Genomic DNA, 20,414 nt, shown 5'->3' on the forward strand with positions numbered 1-20,414 from the left:
CACGCCGCCAGCGTTCGTCCTGAGCCAGGATCAAACTCTCCATAATAGTTGGACAATTGCTTATCCTTTATTGAAAGCTGAATAGCTCATTGACTTGCTAGCGAGATTATTCATCTCATTTATCGTCGATTGCTCGACTGTGCTTACTCACTCGTTGTTCAGTTTTCAAAGATCAATTTCTTTCGTTCACTACCGCGTTGCCGAAGCAGCGAGAAGTAATATACCATGTGAGAATTTCAATTGCAAGTGTTTTTTCAAATCATTTTTAGTAGCTATTCAACCGTCTGCATCTCACTTCTTGTAAGGCAGGTTTCATAATATACCATGGATATTTTGCCAACACAAGCCTTTTTTTTCGCAAAAAAGAACGGCTACCTAGGACAGCAAAGTAATGTCCAAGACAGCCGCAGCTTTTTTACGGAATATAGGTTACTCCCTCTGAATAGTTATTGTTTGCATTCCAGATGAGGTACTCCTGAACGCCTGCATCGTGTAAAGCTTTAATTTGTGCATCTACCTCAGCCTTACCGTATTTGATATAATTCCCTGCCCCTAACCAGCTTGCAGTAAAGTCTTGAATCCACGGCCGTGACTGGGGTGGAGACTGGAGCTGGGCAAACTTTGCTTTCTCAGCTTTCATATATTCGGCGACGAGGTTGTATGGTTCTTTATCAGGTTTTGAAATGCCAAAGTAACCGTTAGACCAATGACTTGGATAAATCATAGATGATATTACATCTACCGAGCTGGCAATGCGATTAAAGTTTTGGCCGATCCCCGGAGCCTCAGGCAATGTCGCTGAATACCCGAATATATCCACAGAAACATCTACGCCATACGGTTTAAGCTGATCTTTGGCATAGGCAACAAAGTCGCTGACTGCATCAACACGAAGCTGCGTCATACGTGCCTTATCGCTAAAGTCCGGCGCTCGAGGCGCTCCTTTTTTAAGATCAGACACGTTCTTTTGAGCATCATCCATGACTTTTTTATTTGCTTCGCTTTTCTCAGAATTGTAGGCATTGGAAGCATCTGCCAACTTCAACTCTAAGGAAGCCAGATCCTCTTGATACTTTTTAGAAGCTTCGGCGTAATCTTTTTCCTCCTGCACGAACTTCGTTGGTTTTTTATCCTTGTAATCACCCATGGCATATTTGAGAACATTGTCCCTGCTCTCAAAACCTTCCGGGAAGCGAACATAGTCAAATTGGATTTCTTTAAATCCAAGTTCTACCGCTAATTTTGCTACTTCAACATTATGATCCCACGTTTCTTTAAGGAATGGATTGATAAAACTGTCACCGTTCGAATTACGCCAAATACTGCTTCCATCTATAAAAGAAAGGTCAGACCGTTTTTTTGCCATAACTGTGTCTTTAAAAACGACGATTCTAGCGATCGGGTAGATTTTATGCTCCTCGAGTGTCTTCAGAAGCGCTTTGGGGTCCTTGATGTAAGGCTGACCAAATTCCGCAAGCTTTCCTTCAGGTTTAAAAGTGATATAGCCATCATCATCCTTTATATCGATGACCATTGCATTCAAATCCGTGTTATCAACGAGTGAAAGAAGTTTAGACATACGTTCCCCGCCAGCTGACCAGCCTGTCACATAAATCCCACGTACGGCATCTGGATATTCAAAATGAAATGGAGGAACAAAACCGGGTGTTTGCGTTGCTGCCGGAGTTGGCGATATCGCAAGTGGAGCATCAGAAGGCGCTGCAGGTGTCGATGTTGGCATTGCCGTTGACGTTGGCATTACTGTTGATTCGAGCGTGGGTGTTGGTGTCGTCGTGAGCCCTGATGACGGCGCTCCTGATGGCTGCCCCGATGGATTCGGTGTGGTCAAAGCGTCTTGAGACGACTGACAAGCCGACAACATGAGAGCTAAACCTAACATCAAGCAAATAAGAACTTGTTTCTTCACCTTGCTCTCCCCCTATTTCAAAGCATGTTCTGAAATTCGATGCTCATACTTGAAGTATTCGGGAAGCGGCAAAACTATGCTGCACTTGGCCCTCCATCGCAAAAAAAAGAGCAGCTGCCATCGCAGATCTGCTCTTTCAACTCAATCTCTATGTTTGAATCGATTGTTGTAGGTTACACAGTTGCAGCATGGTTCTCACGAGCAATCTTCGTTGCTTCAACCATGTTGCGCAAGGAGGCGACTGTCTCTTCCAGTCCACGTGTTTTCAGACCACAATCCGGATTAATCCAGAACAACCTTGCATCCAATACGCGCAGTGCTCGTTCAATCATGCCTGTCATTTCTTCTACACTAGGAACACGAGGACTGTGAATATCGTATACCCCTAACCCGATGCCTAGCTTGTAAGTATTTAGTTCAAAACTATGAATCAACTCACCATGGCTGCGGGATGTCTCAATGGAAATTACATCAGCATCCATCGCTTCAATGGAGTCAATCATGTCATGGAACTCGCAATAGCACATATGGGTATGGATTTGTGTCGTTTCGTGTACCGTGCATGTGGTGATGCGGAAAGCTTTGACTGCCCATTCAAGGTAGCCGGCTTGCTCTTCTTCTTTCAGCGGCAGACCTTCGCGAACAGCGGGCTCATCGACCTGAATCATGCCGATGCCTGCTTGCTCAAGAGCTTCCACTTCTTGTCTAAGCGCATAAGCTAATTGATAAGCAATTTGCTCACGCGGAATATCGTCACGAACGAATGACCAGTTCATGATGGTAATCGGTCCTGTCAGCATCCCTTTTACAGGACGTGAAGTTTTGGACTGGGCATACTTTGTTTCTTCAACCGTCATTTCACCCTTGAACGCCACATCTCCGAAAATAACCGGCGGTTTCACGCAGCGTGAGCCATAGGACTGCACCCAACCGTTCTGTGTGAAGGCAAAACCAGCCAGCTTCTCACCAAAGAACTCGACCATGTCCGTACGCTCAAACTCGCCGTGTACTAGAACATCCAGACCGATCTCTTCTTGCAGGTCGATCCAAGTATCGATTTGATCGCGGATATACTGCGCATACTGCTCGTTATTCCACTCGCCCTTGCGCCACGATTGACGCGCTTTACGCACTTCTGCCGATTGTGGAAAGCTGCCGATTGTCGTTGTCGGGAAAATAGGCAGCTGCCATTTTGCCTGTTGAGCTTGATGGCGCTCGGCAAAAGGATGGGAACGCTCCGGTTGTTGATTGCTTAGCGCTGCAACGGCTTGCTGAATGTTGACGCGGTTGCGTTCCTCCGATTGCTGCAATGCTTGAATGGCTGCATCACTTTTAACTAGTTCATCTATAATGCCTTCGGCGTCTGAAGCTAATGCTTTCGTTAAAAGAACAAGCTCGCCGAGCTTCTCATCGGCAAATGCTAGAGCGTTTCTCAACTCTGTCGTGAGTTTCGTCTCGCGTTCTGTCGTTACCGGAACATGAAGTAAGCTGCAGGAGGATTGTACAATCAGACGATCAGCGGAAACGAATTCCGTTAGCTCATTAAGCAGCTCCATCTTCTCCCTAAGCGACGCTTTCCAGATACCACGTCCGTCAATGACACCTGCACCCAGCACCTTATCCGCCGGGAACCCAAGCGCTTTAATGGCTATTAGATTGCCATTGTAACCATGCACGAAATCAAGCCCAATTCCTTTGACCGGTAATTTGACAATCTCGTTATAGTGCTCTACCGATTCAAAATAGGTTTGCAACATGATGTTAAGGCCTGGAACAGCTGAAGCAATCGTCTTATAAATACTCGACAAACGCTGTAGGTCTTCTTGGCTTAATTTGGTTACAAGAATTGGCTCATCGATCTGTACCCATTGCACGCCCTCTTCGGCAAGCTCTTGAAGGATTTGGACATAGAGTGGAACTAAGCGCTCCAACCATGCATCCGTCTCCGATACGCTGTATCCTTTAGATAGCTTGAGGAAAGTCAATGGCCCAACAATAACCGGTTTTCCTTCGATACCAAGCTTCTCTTTCGCTTCTCTATAAGCTGTAAGAGGTTTGTTTTCGGTAAGTACAGGGGAAGCATCCGCCAATTCAGGGACGATATAGTGATAGTTCGTGTTAAACCACTTCGTCATTTCGCTTGCTGCCGCACCCTTCGTTCCACGAGCTACGCCGTAATAAACCGATAACGGTACAGGGCCACCCTCATAAGAGAAGCGTTTCGGAATAATTCCGAACATAGCGGCTGTATCCAGGATATGATCGTAATAACTGAAATCATTAACCGGAATGAAATCGATGCCTTTCTCTTGTTGTTTACGCAAATGATTCAAACGTAATTCTTGCAGTCGAGCTTGAAATTCTGTTTCTTCCAATTTTCCTGCCCAGAACGCTTCCAAAGCTTTCTTCCATTCGCGATCTACACCGATACGCGGGTATCCCAATACACTGCTTTTCACCATCATTATAACCCCTCTTCAATTTGTTATATAAAAATTATCACAAATTCGCAGATATAAAGTAATTCGAATAACATATATCTAGCTATAGTTTTGGGCTATAATGATCACGTTCAGAAAGTGCTTGGAATTGCATGAAATTTACTTGGAAATTGCCTGCTTTAGCGCTTCAATATAAGCTGTGCCTAACTTTGTTAACATCGTATTTTTATGGGATATCCACCCCACATGGATGGTTTCCTCGCAATCCAAAGGAACAGGAATAATCTCATTACCGTTCAAATCTGCGTTCAAAACACCCGTTGAAATCGTATAACCATTTAATCCAATTAACAAATTAAAAAGCGTAGCGCGATCCGTTACTCGTATGCTTTTCTTATGAGAGATCGTACTCAGAATTTCCTCTGAAAAATGAAAAGAATTATACTCACCTTGATCAAATGAGAGGTAAGGATATTCCTGGAGCTGCTCGATGGTGACAATCGACTGATTGGCCAATGGATTTTTAATACTAACGAACACATGCGGTTTCGCTTTAAATAAACTGTTAAATTGCAAATTGGCGGATTTCAACATCTTGTTTATGACTTTTTCATTGAATTCATTCAAGTATAAAATACCGATTTCGCTTCGCAGCGTTTGGACGTCTTCGATAATTTCATGCGTTTTGGTTTCACGCAGCGCAAATTCATATTCATCTAATCCGAATTCCTGGATCAGACTGACAAAGGCATTTACCGCAAACGCATAGTGCTGCGTGGATACTGAGAAATGCTGCGGTGAAGGCTTCGCATTCAGGTACCGGCTCTCCAATAATTCAGCCTGTTCGACGACTTGCCGCGCGTAACTTAGGAATTCAACCCCTTCTTTGGAAAGGGTTATTCCTTTATTGGATCTTTCAAATATGGAGATTTGTATTTCTTCCTCCAGATCCTTGATCGCGTTCGATAGGCTGGGCTGCGTAATAAACAACCTTTTAGCCGCTTCATTAATCGATCTGCGGTTCGCTACCTCAATTACATATTTCAATTGCTGCAAAGTTGTCATCGCTATCCCCCTAGGAATCAATTAGACCATATTTCAACTTTATTCGATCAAGCTTGGAAAGCATAGGTTTCGCAATAAAATACAAAAAAATCACCGTGGAAACGGCATGTATGAGATCAAAGGGGATTCCTTGCAGATAGGCTAACAGAAACATTTCTTTGGTTGGCTGTACAGGGGACATCAGCACGGAGGCCGGGTTCAGAAGACCGCCATAGATGAAAAAAGTCGTTAGCCCTCCAAAGATGCATAAGGCTGCTTTATTTCTCCTTAGAATACCTTTCTTGAATAACACGCCGGCCAGAAAGCCGATGATGCCAAAAGCAAACATTTGCCATGGCGTCCACGGTCCTTGTCCGAAGAAAAAGTTGGAAACAAACCCGGTAACCACACCAACAAGAAAACCCGCTTCTGCGCCTAAACACACGCCGGCTATAATCACCATCGCAACAACCGGTTTAAACTGGGGAACCATAAAAAATGCGGCTCTTCCAGCTACCGCTATTGCACATAAGACCGCTATCACAATCAGCTCTCTTGCTTGGGGTTTCCTGGATTCAAACAGCATCACGAATGGCAGCATCGTTTCAAGGATAACTAGCAAGCTGATAAAATAGTACTTTCGATCATTCAAATAATAAATACCAAACCATATGGTTAAAGGTATGATCAGCAAAATTATAAAAGATGCGAGGATTGTTCGTTGGGATAACTTCCTTTTATCCATAGGTGTTTGATCTGTTGCATCACTTTTTGGGGTGTCTGTTTCTTTTTTTGTAAGCCGTGATTCAGGTAACTTTCGGATATTAGAATGCCTCTCCGGCACCGTTCCACCAAGAGCCTTAATCACATCTTCCGTTGTGACTGCACTCGGGAGCAGATGCCTGGACATGCGGCTTGCTGCCGTTGTATAGAAGCTGTTGCCTGTAAAAAACTCCTTCGGTGTGCCTTCTGACACAATCTTGCCGTCAAAAAACATCGCACAGGTATCCGCATAGGAAGCACAGAATTCAACATCGTGACTTACCATAATGATGCTCGTACCTGCAAGCCTGAGGCTATGAAGAATATCGCCAAACTTCAGTTTAAAATGGTTGTCCAGCCCCTTCGTAGGCTCATCCAACAACAGGATTTCAGGCTCAAGCAGCAAGATTTTCGCAAGCGCAGCTCTCTGTTGTTCACCTCCGGACAAGTCATACGGATGGCTTTGTAATAGGCCGCCAAGCTCACACAGTTCAGTTACTTGCTCTATTTTTTCTTGCACAACCTCTTTGTTGACATTTCTTCCGATAAACATTTCACGGAGATCCGCTTCCACGGTTTTACTTACAAAAAGGGTTTGCGGATTCTGGGGAAGCACACCGAGCAAACCGCCGTATTTCTCATGATCGGACAGATCCTGAATCTTTTTGCCACCTAGTTTAACCACTCCCCGATATGGCTTTTTTAAGCCTGCTATCAGCGATAAAGCGGTAGTCTTGCCAGCGCCGTTCCCTCCTAAAATGGCATATATTTCACCTGAGTGGACGGAAATTGACAAGCCTTTCACAATATCAGGGGCTGTTTTTTCATACCTAAACCACGTTTCTTTTAGCTCAACGGCAACTTTCCCCGTTTTATTCGTTTGCTTCTTTTCCGGCGTAGTTATAATGAAATGCGAAGTCTGAGCTAGGTCATCCAGCCATTTCCGGCCTTCCCGAACCGTAATGGGGCACTCCAAATCATTAGGGATGTGAGAATAAATTCTCATTGGCGCAGGCATGGCGAAAAACATCGCATCCTTCGTTTCTTTAAGCACTTTGCTCACATTTCGGGGCGTATCAACGGTAATGACTTTGCCGTTATCCAAAATAGCTACCTTGTCAGAAACCGGCAGAAGTTCTTCCAAGCGATGCTCGGAAATGATGATCGTTGTTCCTAATTCTCTATTGACCTTCACAAGTGTATTCAGAAAATCTGAAGCAGCGATAGGATCAAGTTGGCTCGTTGGTTCATCCAAAATTAAAACCGAAGGCTGCATGACCATTACAGAAGCCAAATTTAAAAGTTGCTTTTGCCCACCCGACAGCTCTGTGACGGACTTATGGAACCAGGTTTGCATCCCGAAAAAGTTAGCGATCTCAGCAACCTTTAGCCTGATGGCTGGTGTACGATATCCTAAGCTTTCTAGCCCGAAGGCCAGCTCATGCCAAACTTTATCGGTCACAATCTGATTGTCCGGCGACTGGAATACGAAGCCGATCCGGGAGGACTGTGTTCTTGTATCGACCGTACCAAGATCGGCACCTTCAAAGCGGACCATGCCGCTCCTTTGGCCATGAGGCGTTAGCACGGTTTTAAAATGGCGCAGTAGTGTCGACTTACCACACCCTGACTTTCCGCATAAGGTAATGAATTCGCCTTGTTGTATTTTTAAAGAGATGTTGTCGAGTGCTAGTTTATCGTTATCTGGATAAGAAAATGTTAAATTTTCGATTGCAAAAGCTTCCACTTCCTATCCTCCCATACATTCATAATTAAAGGAATTGCACACATGACAGCATAAGCACCTAATGCACTAATCGTAAAAGCCGAAAGCCCATGCCCTTTCATCGACGGATAATATCTGAAATACATCGCTCCGCATAACGAGCTGATCAAGACATAACCTCCTACTATCGTTAAAGCACCAAGCGCCCATTGATCACGTCGGTCAAACGTGTAGTTGGAATACGCCGTTCTTCCCTTCAGCCCGTATCCGCGGCTCCTCATGGAATCCGACGTTTCAATGGCATTCTCCAACACCCAGGTTATCATAATGGACATGATTCGAATGCCATGTCTGATCCGTGTCATCACGCCGCCATTCGAGATGTCTCTGCCCACACATTTTTGTGAATCCGATACCCTTTGGAATTGGGCCTTGAATGTTGGAACAAAGCGCAGCACCATCGAAAAAATGAGTGACATTGCCGGGATCAGTTTGCCAAACAAATAAATGAACTTATCGGAGGTCATGACCGCATTGTAACAAGAAAACCAACATATGACCGTTATCAGCATCGCAGCCGAAGCCACGCCAAACGTAATGGATTCTAAAGTGAGCGGATTCCCATTGTCCAAATACATTAGAATGGTTACTCCTTCGTGATTAAACGCAGGGTTGACAAGAGCGGTTATTATCAGCGTTGGCAGCATAACCAGAAAATTAAATCGAATCGCCCTTTTCCCGTTCAAGTAGATTGAGTAAGCGAATGAAAAAAACAAAGAAATGATCAGGCATGCCGGATGCAAGAAAAACATCGAACACGCAATGACCATAACAAAATAAAGAAAATTAACAAGAGGATGATAGCTTGAGAACGCATCTTTCATTGTTTTGTTGCTCCCATAGCATTATATGTGTCCCCAACGTCACGTCCTAAGTCACACGTATAGACCCATTCAATGACGTCGCCTTCTTTCAACTGATACCGACTGCTTCCGTAATTGGGAAACCAGCCGTTCACTTTAAACATCCAACCCGAGAGCTCTCCGACGTCAAATTCATAGAGATTGTTGATTCCTTCGATATAGGCGGAATTGTAGATGGGGGTATTCACAAACTCCATATGAATTTTATGCTTTTTCATTTCCCTTTGCAGAACGTTAAACACGGATTCTCCTTCGTAGAAAGTTACCTTTGTGGCTGGAAGGATGACACCATCCTTTGGCACCAGCTCCACCTTTTCCTTGTCCAACAGCTTCATGTTATCTAAAATAGTCAAACAAGTAACGGATAGGGTAGCCGTCATGGCCTTGTCAGAAATTTTGATGTTCTGAGGTTCAACAGGCAGCGGCTTCCCAGACGGGACTGGCTCCGTTAAGTATTTATCTTTACCTGTCTTGGGATCAATTTCTTGATTGGCAGCAGGTTGATTGACAGCAGGTTGATTGACAACAGGAGTAGGTGTTTCCTTTGAAGAGTCTTTATCAGATTCTTTAGCGGTTACTGCCTTCGTTGGTTCCGGCGTCTGCGTAGGTGCTGCTTCTGTCGGCTTAACTGTACTAATAGGCTGATCCGTTGATGACTGCGCTGCTGAGGGTGCAGCTTTAGAAGAGTCAGGCTGCTGGGCAGCTTGACTCTTCACTTCAACTTGCTGCCCAGCCGCTTCCGTCGTTGGTGCAGGCAATTTCGCTGGGGTATTCGGTTGCGGTCCCATAAACAGGTAACTGGTTACGAGCGCAACCACGATAACGATAGCCGAAACTAATTTCGTTTTCGTTATTTTCATAGGATCACCTGTTTCACAAAAGTTTAGATGCCATTAATAGATGATATAACATATCTGACACTTCACTGCGCGTTACTGCCGCTTCAGGTTGTATCTCTATCATTTCTTGTGACAAAATATGTTCACGATAAGAAAACGCTAGACTTGCTCTTGCCCATTCTGCCGTTTTCGTATAATCCGTAAACTGAGCAAGCATATCTCGGATTTCGATGTCCTGTACATTCGTATCCAGGCCGCAAAGTTTGGCCGCACGAGCAACCATCACAGCAGCTTCCTGCCGGGTAATTGTTTGTTCTGGTGTAAATGTATCCTCTGAAGTTCCTTGGATGAGGTTATAGGTGTAAGCCGTGCCTACATAGTGTGCATACCAGCTATCTGCAGGAACATCTTTAAAAACTGACGCTGCCTTAGGTGTCAAGCCCAGACTTCTCGTTACAATGGCAGCAAATTCAGCCCTTGTCATCGTTTGATCCGGTGCAAATTGGGTGTCCGTTATGCCGTTAAGCATATTTCTGGCAGCCATCGCTTCTATGGATTTCTGTTTGACATGCCCTTGAATATCCGTAAAAGTTTTACCTGCATTAGTGATGACGCTTGGCTTAACATCTTTATTTTTATTCGGCAATCCTCCGTTTTCCGGAGATTTGGTTTCGTTGCCAGCATCCGGCTGGGAGCCCTTTTTGACATCTGTCATGTCGTAAAGACTAGTTTTCCCTGCATCTACTCTTTGTACGTTGACCAACGTATAAAATGCCTGCTCCGTGGACATCAGATTTTCGCCGCTGCCGTCAGTTGTATGCAGAAATCCCCGTCCTTCTCGATAATAACTTAACAGGTTGTCGATAAGATTGTGACCATTTTTAGTAAATCTGCGATCATCTGGGCGGATGCCAAGCTCACATAAAGCCATGAGAACTTGCGCCGCGCTTTCCAAATTCTCCGTTTCCCAGGTAGCGTAACCCCCCGAGTTATTCTGCATGTTGGATAGGGCTTCAACGGCCTTATCCGTTGCTGCTTTTACCTTTTCCTTACTTTGATATTTGGCGAGAGCTTGCAATGCCATACCCGTCACATCAGGGTCAGCTGTGGTACCGGACAAAGCAAATCCCCCGTCCGCCAACTGTCTTGCCAAGATTTCGTCGATATACATGTCTCTAGTCGCTTGAGTCTTCGCGTTTTTGTTCACAGGTATCTCATATTTCCCTGAATCTAAGGCAATAAGAGCGAAAATCGGACCGTTAATGCCCTGCCAATTCGTTTTGTAGAAATCCCCTAAAGGCTCTAACAGGTTATAGCCTGCTACATTGGAGGGATCTTTGCCAATAGCGGTTAAAGCTAAAATCACTCTCGAATACTCTGTGTATTTCTTGTCATGCAAAACGCCGCCAAGCTCCTTGACATACTTTTCTACCACTTTGTAATAATCGTCATAATAATGCTGTGGGACTGAATATCCAGAGCGAGCCAGCCCTATAACTGCCCATTCTCCACCTATGGATCCTACATGCGGCTCTGAAACGGTCTTCGTCAGATAGGATGCTGTGTTAGTAACTACCTGAGAAATCTCTGCTTGATCCGCTGCAAAAGCTTGAATCGAACTACTTAAATAAAGACAAAGAATAAGAAGTAGAATCGAAAGCTTCTTCATCATTCTCAATGTTCTCCCCCCAATATTTCAAATCAAATATTGGAGAAGGAGCAGAAATTGTTCTGCTCCTTCTCCATGCCATGCTGCAAGCTATCGTTCTGTACTATCTTTTTTTATAAGCTCTCATAGCCACAACAATGGCCATTTCTCTTGTAACTTCATCACCAGGCTGGAAGCGATTATTCCAACCCGTCATTAGCTCATTAGCCATAATGGTCTGAACACTGGATTTAGCCCAATCGGATACTTGCTCCATGTCTTCAATACCAGAATTCTGATCTGCTTTTGGAAGAGCTAGCGCATTGGCGATAATAACTGCCATCTGTTCACGTGTAAGCTTCTCATTTGGATAAAAATGCTCGGTGTCGTACCCAGAGATTATGCCAGCTTGATAAGCCGTATTCACGTAAGGGTAGAACCAGTCATTCTGAGACACATCTTGGAATTGAATCGCATTCTCTTTCTTGATTTCTAGACCCAGCACATTGACCAGGATTTTGGTGAATTCTGATCTTGTAATGGCAGCTTGTGGAGAGAATTTACCTTCGTTGCCTTCGATAAACTTTTTCTGAGTGGCTTCTTTAATTGCGTCGATGGCCCAAGTTGAGATAGAACTTGAATCTGTATAAAGGTTCTTCAGATCAAATACCGGTGTCGTTTCAGTATTCTTGGCACCTACTGTGTAGGACAGGAAGCTTGTGAAATGATTCGTTCTAATAATCAAATCTTGATCTTTCACGTACGCGTAAGTAATCTTCTCTTTGCCTTTTGTTGCTTCCATGCCTTTTTCATCTGATTCGTAACGTTCAATAGGTGTAAAAGTATTTCCTTCGATAAACCCAGCAAGTTCGTCTTTCGCTCCTGTTATTTCAAAAGTGAGCGGTTTATCAAACTGTACGGATTCGTTTCCATTCCCCATCGCAAAGGCATGCGTGAGTTTCAGCACATTTTTGCCGATGTCCTTAATGCTACCTTTCACAAGATTCTGGAGATTGGCATCCTCGCGATTTAATGAAGTCAAAACTTCAATTTTCGGATTACCTGATTTCAAAGCTGTTCCTTTATTGATCGTAAGAGAGATATCGCCTTTTACCGCCTTAATCAATGGAATACTGTCTTTAACTGTCTCTAAGTTAAAAAATACTTTGTGATTCACATTAGGAATGTTAACGGTGATTAACTCTTTATTTTTCAGGTCATCTGAAATATTTAACGTGTAATCTTGTGCAAGATCCGAAGGAATGTTAATGATCGGCTTCTGCCCTGTCGGAATACCAACGATTGGACCTCCCGGTGACTTCTCGCCTACATCATTTCCAAGATCCGTTGTATAACGCCACTGCACATTATCTCCATTTTTAAGCACGTACGAGCTTGCCCCGTATCCTGGATAGGATCCGTTCACATTGTACATCCATCCACTACTGCTGCCGTGGTCGAATTCGCCATCCCCGTCAATCGATTGCAAATAGACACTACCATAGGTGTCGTACCATTTAAACTTGTAAACAATTCCTTTGCTGTCCAGCGTTCTCTTCAATACGCTCCAAGCCGTGTCTCCGCTTTGAAGCACAACGCTCATAGAAGGAACGACGTATCCCTTGTCAATCGTAAGTTTGTCAACGGACAATGTGACAGATGGTTTCGGATCTGTACCAGGTCCTCCTCCGCCAGGCGTTTGAACTGCACTGGAAGTATAGGCAATGAAATCAGTAAAATGTTTTGTTTTGACGATAAGAGCATTGCCGCTATCATAGGCATACTCCAATTTTCCGCTGGCAAGGCCTGCCGCATCACTGTCGAATTTCTGAATGACATACGGTGTGCCATTTTCAATATAAGCAACTTCTTTTCCATTCATGCCATTGAAGGTTAAAGTAACAAATTGATCAAATACGACCCTTGTACTGCCGCCTCCAAACGTTAATGCCTGATTCACAGAGTCCAGTGTACGGCCTGACGGAACGAGTGAACCTACTTTATCCTTTAGGGCTGAATCCAAATTATCCTTGGTTGTAATCAATTCCAACGCTGAGGCATCGCCGCTCGTAATCTGTGCACTTTTGGGGATGGTCATTGAGACATTCCCTTTAAGAGCCGTGATCTGAGGAAGGCTGCTGCCGGAAGGTAGACCGACATGGATACGCGATTGTACACCATTAGGTATTTCAACCGTAATTTCTTTATTTGCATCTGTGTTTGAAATAGGAACTATATAATCCTTGTTATCAAACGGAATGACAATTCTAGGTTGATTCCCGGCAGGTAATGGAATTTCTTTGGAAGCAAATCCTTCTGAAACCTGTAGTGCAGCTGTTGTATGAACAACGTTTGGCGCACTGTTAGCAACATAATCAGAGACCGAAATGACATAATTGCCTGCTGACAGATGACCGAAAGCTGCTTTTCCATTCTCGTCCGTCTTCTGGGAAACAACGAGTGTTCCTTTTGAATCATGGATGGAGATACTGACGTTACCTGCTGCAACTGGCGTAAGCTTATAGGTGGCATAATTCATCTGTGTTTTATTTACTTGAACAGTGAAATTAACATCCTCATTAATCTCCGTACCAGTTTGTGGTTCAACAGTAATTAAGTCGATTGGCATCGTATTGTAATTGTCATAGAAAATAACGACTTCATCGGATGGCTGAAGGATTGCTTGATCCACCGTACTATCCATGTACGTAATCCAATTGTCTCCTCTATGAATAGCAAAATCCCAGAACCCATAATCCTGATCACCATAGTATCCGGAATGAATGCCATTCATGCTCAGATTGAGCATTCCCCATCTGACATCTTTTTTTAATTCGATTCCATTGGCAATTGCATATGCTTCAAGTGCCTGTAAAGGTGTTTGCCCCTCTGCCAGAGAAGCTTCCCCGAACCTATTCTCGGGACCTTCGATGCGTAACTTCACTTGCGATGTTGGTACTGGTCTAAGCCCAGGCATCGGTTTGGTGAGATCATACAAGCGTTCCCCAGTACCCTCTAGAAATAATTTATAGGAGACTAATGCCCGTAAAACTTGGTCAGTAGCCATTCCATTGGAAACAAGATTTTCCGTATGAGAAAAACTGCCATCAGGCAAACGGAATTGAAAAAGTCTTTTGATCAGATTGACGCCATTTTTCGTATATTTTGTGCCAGTAGGATCAATCCCTCTGGAAGTTAAAGCAATAATCGCTTGAGATACACTCTCGCTGCTTTCAACACCGCCGCTCAGATATCCTCCGCTGTTTTGTTGATGCTGTGAGAGCCAGTCCACTGCTTTTACTAACGTTCCAGCGGAAATAATAGCTTGATGATCCTTATAAGGAGCGAGCGCAGTTACAACTGTCGCTGTAATATCAGGATCGCTCTCCCCACTATTTAGCACAAAACCGCCGTCTGCATTTTGTCTGGTAATAATCGCCTGAATGAGTTTATCTCTAGTCCATTTAGCATTAACCGGTATGGAATAGTTTTTGGAGTCAAGTGCAAGTAAGGCAAAAACAGGACCATTAATTCCTTGTGCCGTCATGCTATTATGGTTGTATAATTTCTCAATTAAGTTATAGCCGCCTACATTCGATGCATCGCCATTAGCAGCTCCAATTCCCAAAATCGTACGTTCCAAGTCAGTGACAAAATCAAAATCTCCTTGACTGAACGTGACTACATTTTGCAAATGCTGCATATAGGTTTCAGGTAACTTTTGGCCAGATCGAGCTAACGCGATAGCGCTCCAGTCTGATCCTACAGAACTTGCGCTAGAAATAAAATAGTTGGAAGCTGCTTCAATCGCTGTATTTACATCTATATCACCTGGGGCAACCGGCGCAGCAAGCTTAATTCTTTTCCAAACACTATCACCGGCAACTAGATCACCTAGAGCAATAATGGCTTGATAAGAAGCCATATTGTCTGTGTTACCTGTAGCTGTTCTATACATGAAGCCGCCATTTTTACCTTGATATTGAGCTAAGGTATCAATTGGCGTTTTACCGCCTACCGTCCACTTAGAGCTTGTGAGATCCTCACCTGCAGCAACTAAGCCAGAAATAACAGTTGCATCCGTATTACCGTTATCATTTCCCCAACCGGCTGCAAATTGTCCCGTTTGCAATTGATTGTTTTTTAAGTAGTTTACAGCTTTGGTAATAGCTTCATTAGCACCTTCAATTTCCTTGGAGCCTGAAAGCGCGATAAGCGCCATGCCTGTTAAATCCAAGCCACCTATTGAACCGCTCGCTGCTTGATACGCAATAAGCTTCTTGACTGCACCCTCTTTATTGTACGGCTTGGATGGATTCGTCCGGTTATAGATAACTTCTGCATTAGCTGCATTTAGGGCAATAATCGACCACATTTGCTGATTATTTAGGGTTGAAAACGACCCGCCTGCATCTTGGTATTTTTCCACGAACACTTTGATAAGATTTTTCCCTTTAGGCGTAAGGTAAGGGTTTTTGCCGGTACTGATCATTCCCACAATCAAACCTGCATAGTCCGAAGGCTGCGAACCTGTTAACTCCCCTGAATAATCATCATTAACCGTATAGCCGGCAACTGTTCCCCATCCGCCGAAAACCGCGCCATAATCCCACCATGAGCCAAGTTTCTTGCTTTTCACAACATCGTAGTAATATTTAGACTGGTGAAGCATGTACGCTGCTGTTACTTTATCAATAGTCGCAATGACGCGAACTTGGAACACTTTGGATAACGTTGCTTGACCTTTCGTAATCGTTGCTGTTAATGTAACCAGCTTGTTTTCCTGAGGAAAAATAGGGCGAGTAACGACACCGTTAGATAAAATTGCCGAATCGCTTGAAGCCCATGTAATGTTGGATCCGAACTGCCCCGTTGTAGGGAGTGTGAGATTATTCGTCGTATAGCTCGTATCACCAAGGGTTAATGATGCATAATCATTATTTACCGCTTCTTGGTCATTTTCACCATAAACATTATTGATAACTGAGGTTGAATTGCTTCCCTCATTCGAAGAAGCAAACGCCTGATGGCTTGGTGTAAATAGTACACCTAAAGATGAAAATAAAATTATAACAGACATGAATAGTGCAAAAACCGACTTCTTTACATGACGATGAGTCATATAGTAACATTCCCCTTCTCTCTTGCTGATTAATTAGCAACGCAAAAAAGCCACCCTCTTCAGGGTGGACTAACTTCCAATAATTGCGAATTGCGCGCGAAAATACACAATCTCAAATAAAAATTATGCTAACGCATAACTTTGGTTCCCTCTTCTCACCCCCAAAGAATTAGAAACGCCATAAACAAAGGCAGGTCTCCTGGCTTATGCGTCATTGCTTCTCTTCGCCTTCCCAATCTAGTATGCAAGACAGTGGCATTTTATGAAGAGTCGCTCAGCAATTACAGTGGTTGGGACCGCGTCGGCTTCGTACCGAGCTTCCCTTTTAAGCAAGCACCCGAAGTGAATACTTGCACCTTTATCTAGAACATTATTAAATTATGAACTAATGGTATCTTCTTTCTAATGTTTTGTCTACTTACTTTCATTTACTGATAGATATTCCTTAGAGTTTGAATAATGGTTTTTTAACTTGAAACTATCTCTAATAAACCGATGATCCTTTATCCACTCAGAAACAATCATATAGACATTATCCTTCATATAAGGACTAAATGTGTGATCATTCATAATCTCAACTTGCTTCGGAATAGCATCTGCCAGCATGATACCATCCGTCTCAAATCCGCTCGGGAGCGCTCCAAGAATACGGACCGTGGAAATATAAATATTTTTCACAAATACTAGATGATCATTTTCAAAAATTAGATATTGCCCAATTCTCTCGATCGCATTGAGCTCTCCTCCAGCCTCTTCCTGCATCTCCCTTCGAACCGTTTGAAGAACGGACTCACTCTTCTCTCTCATTCCCCCAGGCAACTCCCACCCCCGGCTGTGATGTCGAACAAGAACCAATTGACCTTGATAAAATGCACAAATCAGGACACAATTAGCTTCTTCAATGAGACATTCCTTTGATAAAATAATCTTTTGATTCTGTAAAGCACCTGGAAATTCATACTTCACTATGCCACCAACTTTTTTTCTAATAATAAAAAAAGTATTTGATCCAAAGATCAAATACTTGGCCCAGATGTAAACTTAAATTTAGTAGCTCAACCCTGGATATAATGGGAATTGCGCTGTCAGATCACTGACCATTCCCCGTACTTGGTTATGCACAGCTTCGTCCGTAGGATTTTTCAAAGTTAACGCCACAATTTTGGCAATTGTTTTCATAGCTTCTTGATCCATGCCACGGGCGGTAACTGCTGGAGTTCCGATGCGGACTCCGCTTGTAACCATCGGTTTCGCAGGGTCGAAAGGAATCGCATTTTTATTCACCGTTACTCCTACTTCATCCAGTAAATGTTCCGCCTCTTTACCGGTGATACCCAGACTACGCAGGTCGATCAGCATCAGGTGGTTATCTGTACCTCCCGAAACAAGATTGACACCTTCTGCTAAAAGCTGTTCTGATAACGTTTTAGCGTTGAGAACAACATTTTGAGCGTACGTTTTAAAATCTTGTTGAAGCGCTTCGCCAAAAGCAACGGCTTTAGCGGCAATGATATGCATCAACGGTCCGCCTTGCGTTCCGGGAAATACTGCTTTATCAATCGCTGCAGCCCAAGGCTTGCGGCAAAGAATCATACCGCCGCGGGGTCCGCGAAGGGTTTTATGCGTAGTTGTAGTTACAAAATGAGCGTGCGGCACAGGACTAGGGTGCAACCCTGCGGCAACTAACCCGGCAATATGGGCCATGTCCACAAAGAACAGAGCTCCTACATCATGAGCTATCTCACCTAATGCTTCAAAATCAATAATGCGTGCATATGCGCTGGCACCAGCCACAATCATACGAGGCTTATGCTTGAATGCCAATTTGCGAACCTCGTTGTAATCAATAAGCCCGTCGCTTTCTCTAACACCATAAGGAATAAAGTTATACAAAATACCCGAGGCATTAACAGGACTTCCATGTGTTAAATGACCGCCATGCGCCAAGTTCATACCAAGAACGGTATCTCCCGGTTTCAGAGCAGCTAAATATACCGCCAAATTGGCTTGCGCGCCGGAGTGCGGCTGCACATTGGCATGCTCTGCGCCAAATAATTCTTTTGCACGATCACGCGCGATATCCTCAACGATATCGACATGCTCGCATCCGCCGTAGTAGCGTTTTCCTGGATAGCCCTCTGCGTATTTATTCGTTAGAACCGTTCCCATTGCTTGAAGAACAGCTTCGCTGACGAAGTTTTCAGAAGCAATCAATTCAATTTTGTCACGTTGACGGCCTATCTCCAGATTCATTGCCTCAACAATTTTAGGGTCTTGTTTACGTAATTGCTCCACAGTCAATTGCTCCTTAGCATCGTTTTGTTATTAAGAAGATACCATAGAGCTGTGGCTATAGAGTAACTGGATTTAGCTATACCTAGATATAGTTAATGGCTATATCAGCAAGAGATAGAGGAAATATTTCCCGTTAATTTGTGCAGTTTAGCGAATTGAAGGAAAGCGAATCACCCGTCCACACAACCGCTCAATCAATTCCCGCTCATGACTGATCACCAAAACGCCAGCACGCTGCCGTTCAGCCCATCGCAGCACCGTACGCCAGATTTGCGCTTGTGTAATAGCATCTAGCATGGTGGTCATCTCATCCGCTATTAAATAGCGTGTTTCCGGCCCTAGCGCTCTCGCTACACAAATCCGCTGCAGCTCCCCGCCGGACAACTCGTTCGGATAGCGATCTAACCATGCGTTTTCTATCGATAGTTCTGAGCGCATAACTGGGTCCATCATGCCTGACTCCTGAAGAGTTCTCCGCAGCTTCCACCTCGGGTTAACCGCTTGCTCGGAATGCTGCAGCACTAATTGGACAGGGTTCCTTGACCCCTTCCTATGTGGAACACCGTCCACACTTACATGCCCTTCCTGCAGTCCCACATGACCTGCAAGTAACTGCCCTAGCGTGGACTTCCCGCAACCACTTGGCCCGATGAGTCCTACGATCTCTCCGGCTTCTAATTGAATATCGAGGTCACGAAACACCCACGCCTCTTTCCCATAACGATACCCCAAAGATTTTCCCTCAATCACTGTGTATGCACCTAACCCTTCCGCTTCTTACCATGCGCGATTCAGGAGCTTGCCGTTCACATTCCGAAGTGGCCATAGAACAGCGTGGAGCAAAAACGCACCCTGCCGGCAAAGCATCCGGCAGCGGTTGAGCCCCGGGTAAAGGAATAAATCCGTTACCTGGGAGCGCTCTCCATAACGCTTGTGTATACGGATGCCGCAGCCTCTGCCCATCTCCTGTGAAATCGGTGCGGGGTGCAATTTCAACTACGGTCCCGGCATACAACACAGCAATGCGATCGGCTACCGTTAAAGCAGCTTCAATGTCATGTGTGATTAACATGACCGCACAACCTTCCTGAGCCAGCTGCTTGAATCGGCTTAAGGTCTCACTCATAGAAGGCGCATCCAAGCCTGGAGTAGGCTCATCCGCAATCAACAACTGAGCTCCGCTTACAGTAGCGGTTGAGACGAGAACTTTTCGCGCCATACCTCCGGAAAGTTGGAAGGGAAACAGCTTGGCGACAAAGTCCGATAACTTATACTTACTAAAAGCTTTCCGCTGAAGCTCGGCGGGATTTCCTCGCCGAACCGCTTGTCTCACTTGATCGCCGACGCGCATTAAGGGATCCAAATACTGTACAGACTGAGGAATAAGCGCGATTTCTTTTCCACGCAAACCCTCCTGCCTTTCAGCAGTCAGTTTCTCGCCTTTAAAGCGAATTGTGCCCGTAACTTGAGCATTACCGGGAAGTATGCCCAAGATGGCGTGCGCCAGCAGACTTTTGCCGGAACCGCTAGAGCCTACGACAGCTAGAATTTCTCCGGCATCAATTGAAAGCTCCAATTTATGAATGGCTTCCATTTTTTTAGGGCGCAAGTGTCGGTCCAACGTATTAAAGCTGATCGAAAGTTCACTGACTTCCAACATAAAACCGAATCCCTCTTTTCCAAGCAT

General features: G+C 44.4%; 12 protein-coding genes and 1 riboswitch. All 12 genes read right to left on the minus strand.

Annotated elements, in window-relative coordinates; all coding sequences use genetic code 11:
• Window positions 1–415: 415 nt before the first annotated feature.
• Window positions 416–1,927, minus strand: a complete 1,512-nt coding sequence (locus RQP52_RS30510) for a putative glycoside hydrolase (RefSeq protein ID WP_315955325.1) — start codon at window positions 1,925–1,927, stop codon at window positions 416–418.
• 173 nt (window positions 1,928–2,100) lie between these two features.
• Window positions 2,101–4,389: a 5-methyltetrahydropteroyltriglutamate--homocysteine S-methyltransferase gene (gene metE, locus RQP52_RS30515; protein ID WP_315955494.1), complete on the minus strand. Its 2,289-nt coding sequence runs from the start codon at window positions 4,387–4,389 to the stop codon at window positions 2,101–2,103.
• Between the two features lie 138 nt (window positions 4,390–4,527).
• Complete coding sequence (locus RQP52_RS30520) at window positions 4,528–5,433, minus strand: LysR family transcriptional regulator (protein ID WP_315955326.1); 906 nt, start codon at window positions 5,431–5,433, stop codon at window positions 4,528–4,530.
• A 10-nt stretch (window positions 5,434–5,443) separates the two neighbouring features.
• A complete protein-coding gene (locus RQP52_RS30525) occupies window positions 5,444–7,921 on the minus strand; it encodes an ECF transporter S component (RefSeq protein WP_315955327.1) in 2,478 nt (825 codons plus the stop codon).
• Complete coding sequence (locus RQP52_RS30530; RefSeq protein WP_315955328.1) at window positions 7,894–8,784, minus strand: energy-coupling factor transporter transmembrane component T; 891 nt, start codon at window positions 8,782–8,784, stop codon at window positions 7,894–7,896. Before RQP52_RS30530 ends, RQP52_RS30525 begins: the two co-directional genes overlap by 28 nt.
• Entirely contained in the window at window positions 8,781–9,683 is a 903-nt protein-coding gene (locus RQP52_RS30535; RefSeq protein ID WP_315955329.1) for a DUF4430 domain-containing protein, read from the minus strand. The genes RQP52_RS30530 and RQP52_RS30535 overlap by 4 nt, the downstream gene beginning before the upstream one ends.
• Before the next feature lie 13 nt (window positions 9,684–9,696).
• Window positions 9,697–11,334 (minus strand): S-layer homology domain-containing protein, encoded by a 1,638-nt coding sequence (locus tag RQP52_RS30540; RefSeq protein ID WP_315955330.1) that lies wholly within the window; start codon window positions 11,332–11,334, stop codon window positions 9,697–9,699.
• A 100-nt stretch (window positions 11,335–11,434) separates the two neighbouring features.
• Window positions 11,435–16,390, minus strand: a complete 4,956-nt coding sequence (locus tag RQP52_RS30545; RefSeq protein WP_315955331.1) for an S-layer homology domain-containing protein — start codon at window positions 16,388–16,390, stop codon at window positions 11,435–11,437.
• A gap of 214 nt (window positions 16,391–16,604) precedes the next feature.
• Window positions 16,605–16,807: riboswitch (cobalamin riboswitch) on the minus strand.
• A gap of 39 nt (window positions 16,808–16,846) precedes the next feature.
• Window positions 16,847–17,398 (minus strand): NUDIX domain-containing protein, encoded by a 552-nt coding sequence (locus tag RQP52_RS30550; RefSeq protein WP_315955332.1) that lies wholly within the window; start codon window positions 17,396–17,398, stop codon window positions 16,847–16,849.
• A gap of 81 nt (window positions 17,399–17,479) precedes the next feature.
• Window positions 17,480–18,727 carry a serine hydroxymethyltransferase gene (gene glyA / locus RQP52_RS30555; RefSeq protein ID WP_315955333.1) on the minus strand — a complete coding sequence of 416 codons (1,248 nt, stop codon included), beginning with the start codon at window positions 18,725–18,727 and terminating at the stop codon, window positions 17,480–17,482.
• A 147-nt stretch (window positions 18,728–18,874) separates the two neighbouring features.
• Window positions 18,875–19,477, minus strand: coding sequence for an ABC transporter ATP-binding protein (locus RQP52_RS30560; protein ID WP_315955334.1), 603 nt, complete (start codon window positions 19,475–19,477; stop codon window positions 18,875–18,877).
• Window positions 19,470–20,387 carry an ABC transporter ATP-binding protein gene (locus tag RQP52_RS30565; protein ID WP_315955335.1) on the minus strand — a complete coding sequence of 306 codons (918 nt, stop codon included), beginning with the start codon at window positions 20,385–20,387 and terminating at the stop codon, window positions 19,470–19,472. The genes RQP52_RS30560 and RQP52_RS30565 overlap by 8 nt, the downstream gene beginning before the upstream one ends.
• Window positions 20,388–20,414 lie beyond the last annotated feature (27 nt).

The sequence above is a fragment of the Paenibacillus violae genome, assembly GCF_032461945.1.
GTDB classification, from domain to species: Bacteria; Bacillota; Bacilli; order Paenibacillales; family NBRC-103111; genus Paenibacillus_E; species Paenibacillus_E violae.